Consider the following 8,583-nt stretch of genomic DNA (forward strand, 5'->3'; position numbering starts at 1 on the left):
CTTGTCTTGGTCTAATTCCGGCGCACGACCCCTAACCGCCCCGCTGGGAGCCAGAGCCCATGATCGAGCCACGCCCATGATGGAGCAACACAGACTGACCCTTCAGACCCGCGGCCGCGGGACCTACGACATCACCCGCCAGGTGCGAGACTGTGTCCGCGGCACGGGGCTGCGGATCGGGCTCTGCCACATCTTCGTTCAGCACACCAGTGCCTCGCTGGTGCTCTGCGAGAACGCGGACCCCACCGTGAGGCGCGACCTGGAGGCCTTCATGTCGCGGCTGGTGCCGGACGGCGACCGCTTGTTCGATCACACCGACGAGGGACCGGACGACATGCCGGCCCACCTGCGCGCCATCCTCACCAACATGGACCTGACCGTGCCCGTGCGCGACGGCGACTGCCTGCTCGGGACCTGGCAGGGCATCTATCTCTACGAGCACCGCGCGCATCCGCATCAACGGCGCATCACGCTGACCATCAACGGCGACTAGACGGCTGGACGCCCCGCCCTCGCGGCGAGGGCGCCGCTCCCACGCAGCCTCACCCAATCACCTACCAGGTCGACGAGACCCGCACTCCGCTCGATCCGCCCTTGCGCGAGCGGATGGCCTGGGCCAACTGGTGCACGGCCATGGCGTAGTAGGTGCTGTGGTTATAGCGGGTGATGACATAGAAGTTCTTGAGGCCGATCCAGTACTCGTAGCCGCCGCGCGCATCCAGCTGCAGCAGACTCACCTGCCCGACCCGGCCGATGGAGGTGGCGGGCGAGATGCCGCGGCTGGAGAGCTGACCGAGACCGTACCTGGTATCGAAGCCGGTCTTCATGGCGCGGGCCTCCGAGGGAGACGACACGCGGGCGCGCACCGCGACAGGCTCACCCGGCTGCCAACCGTGGCGCGAGAAGTAGTTCGCGACACTGCCGATGGCGTCCTCCGGATGCCAGAGGTCGCGATGCCCGTCCCCGGTGTGATCGACCGCATAGTCGCGGAAGCTCGAGGGCATGAACTGGCACAGCCCCATGGCGCCGGCGAAGGAGCCGCGCGGCGTGAAGGGATCCAGCCCCTCCTCCTGGGTCATGACGAGGTAGTTCTCGAGCTCGCCCTGAAAATACTCCGCGCGCCGCGGATAGGCGAAGGAGAGCGTCGCCAGGGCATCGATGATGCGCGTCTTGCCGACGAAGCCGCCGTAACGGGTCTCGACGCCGATGATGGCGACGATGTACTCGGGCGGAACGCCGTAGCGCGAGGCGGCGCGGTTCAACGCGGATTCATTCCGCCGCCAGAAGCTCACACCGTTGGAGATGGACTCATCGGTCAGGAACTTGGCGCGATAACGCGTCCAGGCGCCATTGGGGCCAGAGCTGCGACTTGGCGCCTGACGGTTCATGAGATCGATGATGGACTGCTTGCGCTGGGCGCCGGAGAGGATGGCGGCCGTGCGGCTGGGCGGGAAACCGTGCCGCTCCATCTTGCGGACGAAGGCGTCCACCCCTGGCGATCCCGCGAAGTCTCCCCTGACGCTCGCGGAGGCAGACGCCGGCATGGCGCGATAGGCGGCGGAGGGCGCCTCGCGTGTGCTCGGCGAGCCGCAACCGGCAAGCAGCAGCAGAAAACCCAGGGCCAGGACGGACGAGAGGAAACGCATGGTGTCGATGCTCGATAATTTGAGGGCTTGGCCGTGTATTCTAGGGCAATCGATCAAGATCGCCAACCAAGCCCCTATTTATCCGTTGGTTTACGCCGATGAGCATCGACCAATGCGCATCCGCCAACAAGCCTCAGTCGTCGAGCACCATGACGGCGTCCATCTCGACCGCCGCCCCTTTCGGTAGCGCCGCGACCCCAACGGCCGCGCGCGCCGGATAGGGCTCCTGGAAGTACTCGGCCATGACCTGATTGACCAGGACGAAGTCGTTGAGGTCGGTCAGAAAGACATTCAGCTTGACGATGTCCGCCAGATCCCCGTTCGCCGCCTGGGCGACCGCGCGAAGATTGTCGAAGACACGACGGATCTGGGCCTCCCTATCGCCCGCGACCATCTCCATGGTCTCCGGGACCAGGGGGATCTGCCCGGACAGATAAACGGTTTGACCTGCCTTGACGCCCTGCGAATAGGTGCCAATGGCGCGCGGCGCCTGATCGGTACTGATGACATGCTTGGTCATGGAGAAGCTCCTTGAGTGAGGGGGAATTCCCCTGGGCTCGCCCGCGGCGACGGCGACCCGCTGGCACCGCGTCAGCCGAAGAGGCGCCGCCACCAGCGTCGACGATTCTTCGGGGCCGGCCGGGTGGCGGGCAGATCACAGGGCGGGAGCAGACTCATCACCCAGCCCGGCAGCGGCGGATTGTCGCTGAAGCCGCAGGAAACACCCAGGTTGTTGGGATCGTAGATCTTCAGAAAGCTGGGCTGCTGCGGATCGTCGGCGTAGACGATACCGCAGTAGTCATGGTCATGCTCGGCCCGCAGCAGGGCATCGATCTCGCCGATGAAGGCGAGCACCTGAGCGCGCTCGGCCGGCTGGGCGGGCGGCGGCTCGCCAACGGCATAGAGATACCAGCCGGCATCGGCGCGTTCGCGCACCCGCTCCCAGAGGGCATCGAGCTGGGGCCAGCGCAGCGCCGAGGTGAAACTGCCCCGAAAGGCCGCGAGGAAGGGGTGGATCTGCTCTGGCGTTGAGGTCATCGGGTCGAAACTGAGCACGGGCGCAAGCGACGTGGAGAATGAGCCGATATAATCCCAGCCTTGTCGACTCCGGATCAACCTCCATGCCAGCCTTGTACGAATCCAGACTCAAGAGCCTACCCCTCATCACCCGCGGCAAGGTCCGCGACATCTACCAAGTCGGCTCGGACCACTTGCTGGTCGTCGCCAGCGACCGCCTGTCCGCCTTCGACGTGGTGCTGCCGCAGCCCATCCCCGGCAAGGGCGAGGTGCTGACGCGGCTCTCCAACTTCTGGTTCGCGCGCACGGCCGGGCTGATCCCGAACCACCTCTCGGACGTGCCGGTGGAGGCCGTGGTCACGGACCCGGCCGAGCGCGCCCAGCTCGGCGATCGCGCCATGCTGGTGCGCCGCCTCGCCCCCCTGCCGGTCGAGGCCATCGTGCGTGGCTACCTGATCGGATCCGGCTGGAAGGACTACCAGCGCACGGGCAAGGTCTGCGGAATTGCCCTGCCGACCGGGTTGACCCAGGCGGGCGAGCTGCCCGAGCCGATGTTCACGCCATCGACCAAGGCGGAGATCGGCGCCCACGACGAGAACATCGACTTCGCTCGGACCGTCGAGCTGCTCGGCGTCGAGCTGGCCGCGAAGGTCCGCGAGGTCAGCCTGGCCATCTATCGGGACTGCGCCGCCTATGCGCGCGAGCGCGGCATCATCATCGCGGACACCAAATTCGAGTTCGGGCTGGACGACCAGGGCCGGCTCCACCTGATCGACGAGGTCTTGACGCCGGACTCCTCGCGCTTCTGGCCGGCCGACCAGTACAGCCCGGGCACCAGCCCGCCGAGCTTCGACAAGCAGTTCGTCCGCGACTACCTGGAGACCTTGGCGTGGGACAAGACGCCCCCCGGCCCGGAGCTGCCCCAGGCCATCATCGACCGCACCGCGGAGAAATACCGCGAGGCGGAGCAGCGGCTGACGCAGCCGTGATGAGAGCGCGGGCCGCGGCCCGCCTCGGGCGCTGGGACATCGGCACCCTCGTCCAGGCGACATGACACGACCGGCACCGATCGGGGGGTGAGGGATGCGCATCCAAGAGATCCAGTCGGGGATGCTTCTGGGGAAAGACGTCTATGACCCCAACGGACACATCCTGATGCGCGCTGGCGTGCGCATCACCGAGCGCCACATCAAGGCGTTCAAGTCCTGGGGGATCCAGGAGGCCAGCATTGCACCGGACGCGGACGGCGCGCCGGAACCCGTCCGCGATCCCAAGGCCGTCGCCGAGATCCATGCCCTGCTCGACACTCAGTTCAGCCTGAGCAATCGTGGACACCCGGTCGTCGAGGTGATCTACGACCTCTGTCTCCAACGCGCCCTTGGCAAGCGATAGGACAGCCGCATGACGGACGGCAAAGAGCAGATCCTGCAACGACTGGGCGAGCTGCCCAGTCTGCCAGCCGTCTATCATCGGGTCCGCGAGACCCTGGAAGACCCACGGGGGTCGCTCGAAAACGTCGCGGCCATTATCGAGACGGATCCCGCCCTCACCGCACGCCTGCTCAGGGTCGCCAATAGCGCGCTCTACGGCCTGGCGGCCAAGGTCGACAACGTGCGCCGGGCGCTCACCATCATCGGCACCAGCGAGGCGCATCACCTCATCCTCGCCACCACCGTCATCTCCGCCTTCCGCGATCTCCCCCTCGGCGCCGTCTCCATGCGCTCCTTCTGGGAGCACAGCATCGCCTGCGGTATAGCCGCGCGCGTCATCGCGCGCATCGGCGGGCGCGCGAGTCCCGAGCATGCCTACCTCGCCGGACTGTTGCACGACGTCGGCCGGCTGCCGCTCTTCATCCTCGAGCCGCACGTCATGAGTGCCGCATTGCAGGCCCACCGCGACCGCCAGGGCCACCTCCAGGATCTGGAACGGCAGTTCCTCGGCACCACGCACGCGGAGATCGGCGCCGCCCTGCTGCGTACCTGGCACATCCCGGAGTCATTCGGCGCCGCGGCCGCCTATCACCACAACCCCGCCGAAGAGCGGCCCGCGACACCGGAGACGGCCGTGACGCACGTCGCGGATCTCATCGTGAACGCCCTGCGCATCGGCACTAGCGGCACACGCTGGACCCCCGTGCTCGACGACCGCGCCTGGCTCGCCGTCGGGCTCGAGACCGGGGATCTTCCCGCCGTGGTGGAAACCACCATCAGCACCGCGCGGGATGTCACATCCGCCTTCCTGGAGCCCTGAATGACGCTGGCCTTGCTCCCTCGCTTGCTGTCTCCCGCCGAATCGGCCGACACGCCGTCACAGGGCGGCGCCAGGCTGCCCCTGCCGCTCGCGCTCGATGTGCTGCGCGAGGCCATGGCACGCCTACCGGCCTGCCGGACCCTCACCGAACTCTTCAGCGTCCTCAACCACTGCTCCAAGACACTGCTGCCGAGCGCGCGCACGGGCATCCTGCTGCGTCAGCCGGACGCCTGCTTCGAGCTGGCCCACGCCTCGCCGGACAACGCCGAGGCCGAGCTGCGCGCGCGGTCCGATGCGCTGATCGAATCCGGTCATTTCGCCCAGGCGCTGAAGCACGGCATCAGCTGTCACACCCCGCCCGGCGGACCAACCACCCTGCTGGCGAGGATCGCCACCGCGCGGCGGATCTATGGTGTCGCGCTCTGGTCCGACGCGCAGATTCCGGCACAGATCCATCAGGCGCTGGCGGCACTCGCGGACCTGGCCGGACTGACCCTCGACCGCTTTCAGGGCGGAGCCGATGCCTTTCTGATGCCAACGTACAGCGACCCCGGAAACGTGAACGGGGCCTGCATGGCGGCGGACATCGCCATTCCCGCCGACCAGCTGACCGGGCTGGCCCACCGGACCCACTTCATCCGCTTTCTACAACGCGCCTTGGACGCACGCACGCCCCAAACCGGCGTCGGCACCCTGCTGATCGACATCGACGGCTTCCATCGCGTCAATCGCGAGCTTGGCTGCGACACCGGCGACCAGGTTCTGCGCAACGTTGCCCTGCGCCTGGACGCCGCGCTGCGCTCGCAGCTCGTCTACGACACCCTGGGCATCGCCGAGTGCGACATCTGCCTCTCACGCACGGGGGCGGACGAGTTCGGGCTTGCGATCGCGCACGTGCGCGCGCCCGAGCAGCTACCGCGGATCGCCAACCACCTGCACACGCACGTCGCCGAGGGCTTCCTGCAGCACGGCTCCCGTCTCTATCTGTCGCTCAGCATCGGGTTGGCTGTTTCCGCCCCCCTCCCCGAGCCCGCCTCGCCGCAGGCCCTGCTGCACAACGCGGACACGGCGCTGAAGAAGGCCAAGCTCAGCGGGCGCAACCAGCATGCCGTCTACACCCCGGACGGGGACGAAGCCGGCTCGCCGCATCTGCGCACCGAGTCCCTGCTTCAGGAGGCGTTGCGACAGGACCGCTTCACCTTGCACTACCAACCCCTGTTCAGCCTCGCCGGCATGAGCCTGATGGGCGCCGAGGTCCTGCTCCGGCTCGACATGGGCGACGGGACACCGGTCCCTCCGTCGCGGTTCATCCCGGTCGCCGAGAGCACGGGGCAGATCATCGAGATCGGCGAATGGGTGACACGGAAGGTCTGCCATCAAATCCACGCCTGGGACGCCCAAGGAATCACTGACATCCCCCTTGCGATCAACATCTCGGCGATCGAGCTCAGCCAACCGCATCTCGGGGAGCGTTTTGCGCGCATCCTGGCCCAGGCGCGGATCCCTCACGCGCGCATCCATATCGAGATCACGGAGACGGCCATCGCCCGCAACGAGGCACAGGCGCTCGCCAACATCCGCGCGCTGCGCGATGCCGGGTTCGAGGTCTGGATCGACGACTTCGGGACTGGGTATTCATCACTCAAGTCCGTGAAGAACTTCCCGATCTCTGGCATCAAGCTGGATCGGGAGTTCGTCAAGGATCTGGACGGGGATCCCGCCGCCGAGGGTCTCGCCAGCTCCATCCTGGCCATGGCGAGGCGGCTGGGGTATCCGGTGGTGGCCGAAGGCATCGAGACGGCAGCTCAGCTTGCCTTTCTGCGTTCGGAGGGTTGCGCGTCAGGACAAGGTTTCCACCTCGGGCGCCCGGTCCCAACGGCGGTCTTCGAAGCCCACTACTTCGGCCGCGAGCCGGATTCGACGTCCGAGTCGGACTGACTACCGGCCCTCTTTCCGCCGAGACTCGGCACCGCTCTGAGCTTGTCAAGGTTCATGAGGGGCTCACGCGGGTGCCGCGTCCGTTCGAATGCCGCGGCCCGTTGGTGTCGAGCCTATGCGCCGCGCAGACAGGGGTGCCTCGATCAGGGTCAAATCAGGGCCGCAGCGAACCCAGGGAGCCGATCGAGAGTGGACCGGGCTCAAGACTTTCCTGCAACTCGGCGATGACCAGCAGCGCCTCGGGGTCGAGAATCCGCACCTGCGTGCCCTGCATCTCGATCACCCCCTGGGCCGTCAGCGACTTGACCACGCGCGAGAAGGTTTCCGGCTGCACCGAGAGGCGCGAGGCCAGCACGCCCTTGCGCACGTCGAGCGCCACACTGAGCTCGCCAGGGATGACTTTTGCCGCGAGGTAACGCGCAACACGGCTCGTCGCCGTATGCAGGGTCAAGTCGTCGATCTCGCCGATGAGGCCGCGCAGCCGCTGGCTGAGGGCGCCGAGCATGAGAAAGCAGGTGTCGACCGACTCGCGCAGCATGGCGGCGAAATCCTTGGCGTCGATGGCCAACAGCTCGCAGGGACCGAGCGCCGAGGCGCACACCGGATAGCGCGGTGCATTGAGAAACATCAGCGCCTCGGCGAAGGTCTGACCAGGACTCACGATCTCGATCACCTTTTCCGCGCCCTCCGGCGAGAGTCGAAAAAGGCGCAGCTGACCCGCGAGCAGGAGATAGAAACGCTCCGCCTGATCGCCCTGGCTGAACAGCAACTGATCCGTGCTCAGCTTGACGCGCTGGGCATGGCGGCTGACGCGCTCCAGCTGCTCGGATTCCAGCCGCGACAGCAATGGCGCGCGACGCAGTTCGTCGATCATGGTGGACACACCCCTTCAGGAAGATGAGAGCCGGGCGACCGAGGACGGGGAGCCAGCAAAGGCCGCCATGCTATCCTAGCATCGGACAACGCAGCGGCCCGCGGACGCGCGGACTGCGCCGCTGCCGCGCATTCCACTCCGGGTCGAACCGGAGCTCAACGATGAGGTGCCGACCCTGTCCATGAGCCAAAGGGATCCAGAGAACAGCCCGCTCTGGCCGAGCGCGGACTACTGCCGCCAGATCGCCCGACTGCGGGCGGCGATCGGCCGGACCATCCACATCCTCGAGATCGAAGCCACCGACACCCACCTGAGCATACGCCACCTCGGGCGGCCCTATGTCCTGCTCGATCTGCTGGACTTCCCGCGGCCCGACCCAATCCGCGCCATCGCCCCTCACCTTCTGCTGCTCGACGACGGGCGCGGCGTCAACCTCGGCCGCATCGCGCGCATCAGCCTCGAGCGCGCCTTCGGCCCCACGCCGTCGCAGATTCTCTATCAGGATCGCGAAGCGACTCAGACCCTGCTGTTCCGCGACCGCCAGCTCAGCAAGGCCATGATCGCCGAGCGTTCGCAGCGCATCGTCGGACGCATCCTTGGCATGCCGGGGGACGCACCGCGCGGTGGCGAGACCTCGCCGAACGCGGTCGCGGCCACGGGGAGAACGCCCGCGTTGCCAGCCAGGGCGCGGAACGCCGGCGAGGAATAGCGGGCACTGGGGTCTCCACTTAACCGGAGTAAACTCCAAGGGTGACTTACCCTCATGCTGGCGTTGATTATCCGCGGACTGCGGGCGAGTTCCAGTCCTGGTTTCGCACCGATGCGGACTGCCTCGACTACCTGGAGTGGCTCCGGTGG

General features: G+C 67.0%; 10 protein-coding genes. 6 read left to right on the forward strand and 4 right to left on the reverse strand.

Features of this window, described 5'->3' with window-relative positions:
• Nucleotides 1-76: 76 nt before the first annotated feature.
• A complete protein-coding gene (locus CKO23_RS17535) occupies nt 77-493 on the forward strand; it encodes a secondary thiamine-phosphate synthase enzyme YjbQ (RefSeq protein ID WP_200333115.1) in 417 nt (138 codons plus the stop codon).
• A 61-nt stretch (nt 494-554) separates the two neighbouring features.
• Here the strand turns inward: CKO23_RS17535 and mltB are convergent, their stop codons facing one another.
• The 3 genes from mltB to CKO23_RS17550 form a co-directional block, all read right to left on the reverse strand.
• Nucleotides 555-1,646: a lytic murein transglycosylase B gene (mltB, locus tag CKO23_RS17540; protein ID WP_200333116.1), complete on the reverse strand. Its 1,092-nt coding sequence runs from the start codon at nt 1,644-1,646 to the stop codon at nt 555-557.
• Nucleotides 1,647-1,779: 133 nt separating this feature from the next.
• A complete protein-coding gene (locus tag CKO23_RS17545) occupies nt 1,780-2,166 on the reverse strand; it encodes a RidA family protein (RefSeq protein WP_200333117.1) in 387 nt (128 codons plus the stop codon).
• A gap of 71 nt (nt 2,167-2,237) precedes the next feature.
• Nucleotides 2,238-2,684: a hypothetical protein gene (locus tag CKO23_RS17550; protein WP_200333118.1), complete on the reverse strand. Its 447-nt coding sequence runs from the start codon at nt 2,682-2,684 to the stop codon at nt 2,238-2,240.
• An 83-nt stretch (nt 2,685-2,767) separates the two neighbouring features.
• Here CKO23_RS17550 and CKO23_RS17555 point away from each other — a divergent pair, with 83 nt between their 5' ends.
• The 4 genes from CKO23_RS17555 (at nt 2,768) to CKO23_RS17570 (ending at nt 6,851) form a co-directional block, all read left to right on the forward strand.
• Nucleotides 2,768-3,652, forward strand: coding sequence for a phosphoribosylaminoimidazolesuccinocarboxamide synthase (locus tag CKO23_RS17555; protein ID WP_200333119.1), 885 nt, complete (start codon nt 2,768-2,770; stop codon nt 3,650-3,652).
• A gap of 94 nt (nt 3,653-3,746) precedes the next feature.
• Nucleotides 3,747-4,055, forward strand: a complete 309-nt coding sequence (locus tag CKO23_RS17560; protein ID WP_200333120.1) for a hypothetical protein — start codon at nt 3,747-3,749, stop codon at nt 4,053-4,055.
• A 9-nt stretch (nt 4,056-4,064) separates the two neighbouring features.
• A complete protein-coding gene (locus tag CKO23_RS17565; protein WP_200333121.1) occupies nt 4,065-4,913 on the forward strand; it encodes an HDOD domain-containing protein in 849 nt (282 codons plus the stop codon).
• A complete protein-coding gene (locus tag CKO23_RS17570; protein WP_200333122.1) occupies nt 4,914-6,851 on the forward strand; it encodes a putative bifunctional diguanylate cyclase/phosphodiesterase in 1,938 nt (645 codons plus the stop codon). It begins immediately after the preceding gene.
• Nucleotides 6,852-7,005: 154 nt separating this feature from the next.
• Here the strand turns inward: CKO23_RS17570 and CKO23_RS17575 are convergent, their stop codons facing one another.
• Nucleotides 7,006-7,725: a Crp/Fnr family transcriptional regulator gene (locus CKO23_RS17575; RefSeq protein WP_200333123.1), complete on the reverse strand. Its 720-nt coding sequence runs from the start codon at nt 7,723-7,725 to the stop codon at nt 7,006-7,008.
• A gap of 166 nt (nt 7,726-7,891) precedes the next feature.
• On the opposite strand from CKO23_RS17575, the gene CKO23_RS17580 reads away from it, so the two are divergent.
• Nucleotides 7,892-8,434, forward strand: coding sequence for a hypothetical protein (locus CKO23_RS17580; RefSeq protein ID WP_200333124.1), 543 nt, complete (start codon nt 7,892-7,894; stop codon nt 8,432-8,434).
• Nucleotides 8,435-8,583 lie beyond the last annotated feature (149 nt).

This window comes from Thiocystis violacea, from assembly GCF_016583565.1.
GTDB lineage: Bacteria > Pseudomonadota > Gammaproteobacteria > Chromatiales > Chromatiaceae > Thiorhodococcus > Thiorhodococcus violaceus_A.

Bases quoted from the DNA above. Each gene is read 5' to 3' on its own strand.
- CKO23_RS17535 (WP_200333115.1), top strand. From the start codon at position 77: ATGATGGAGCAACACAGACTGACCCTTCAGACCCGCGGCCGCGGGACC.
- mltB (WP_200333116.1), bottom strand. From the start codon at position 1,646: ATGCGTTTCCTCTCGTCCGTCCTGGCCCTGGGTTTTCTGCTGCTGCTT.
- CKO23_RS17545 (WP_200333117.1), bottom strand. From the start codon at position 2,166: ATGACCAAGCATGTCATCAGTACCGATCAGGCGCCGCGCGCCATTGGC.
- CKO23_RS17550 (WP_200333118.1), bottom strand. From the start codon at position 2,684: ATGACCTCAACGCCAGAGCAGATCCACCCCTTCCTCGCGGCCTTTCGG.
- CKO23_RS17555 (WP_200333119.1), top strand. From the start codon at position 2,768: ATGCCAGCCTTGTACGAATCCAGACTCAAGAGCCTACCCCTCATCACC.
- CKO23_RS17560 (WP_200333120.1), top strand. From the start codon at position 3,747: ATGCGCATCCAAGAGATCCAGTCGGGGATGCTTCTGGGGAAAGACGTC.
- CKO23_RS17565 (WP_200333121.1), top strand. From the start codon at position 4,065: ATGACGGACGGCAAAGAGCAGATCCTGCAACGACTGGGCGAGCTGCCC.
- CKO23_RS17570 (WP_200333122.1), top strand. From the start codon at position 4,914: ATGACGCTGGCCTTGCTCCCTCGCTTGCTGTCTCCCGCCGAATCGGCC.
- CKO23_RS17575 (WP_200333123.1), bottom strand. From the start codon at position 7,725: ATGATCGACGAACTGCGTCGCGCGCCATTGCTGTCGCGGCTGGAATCC.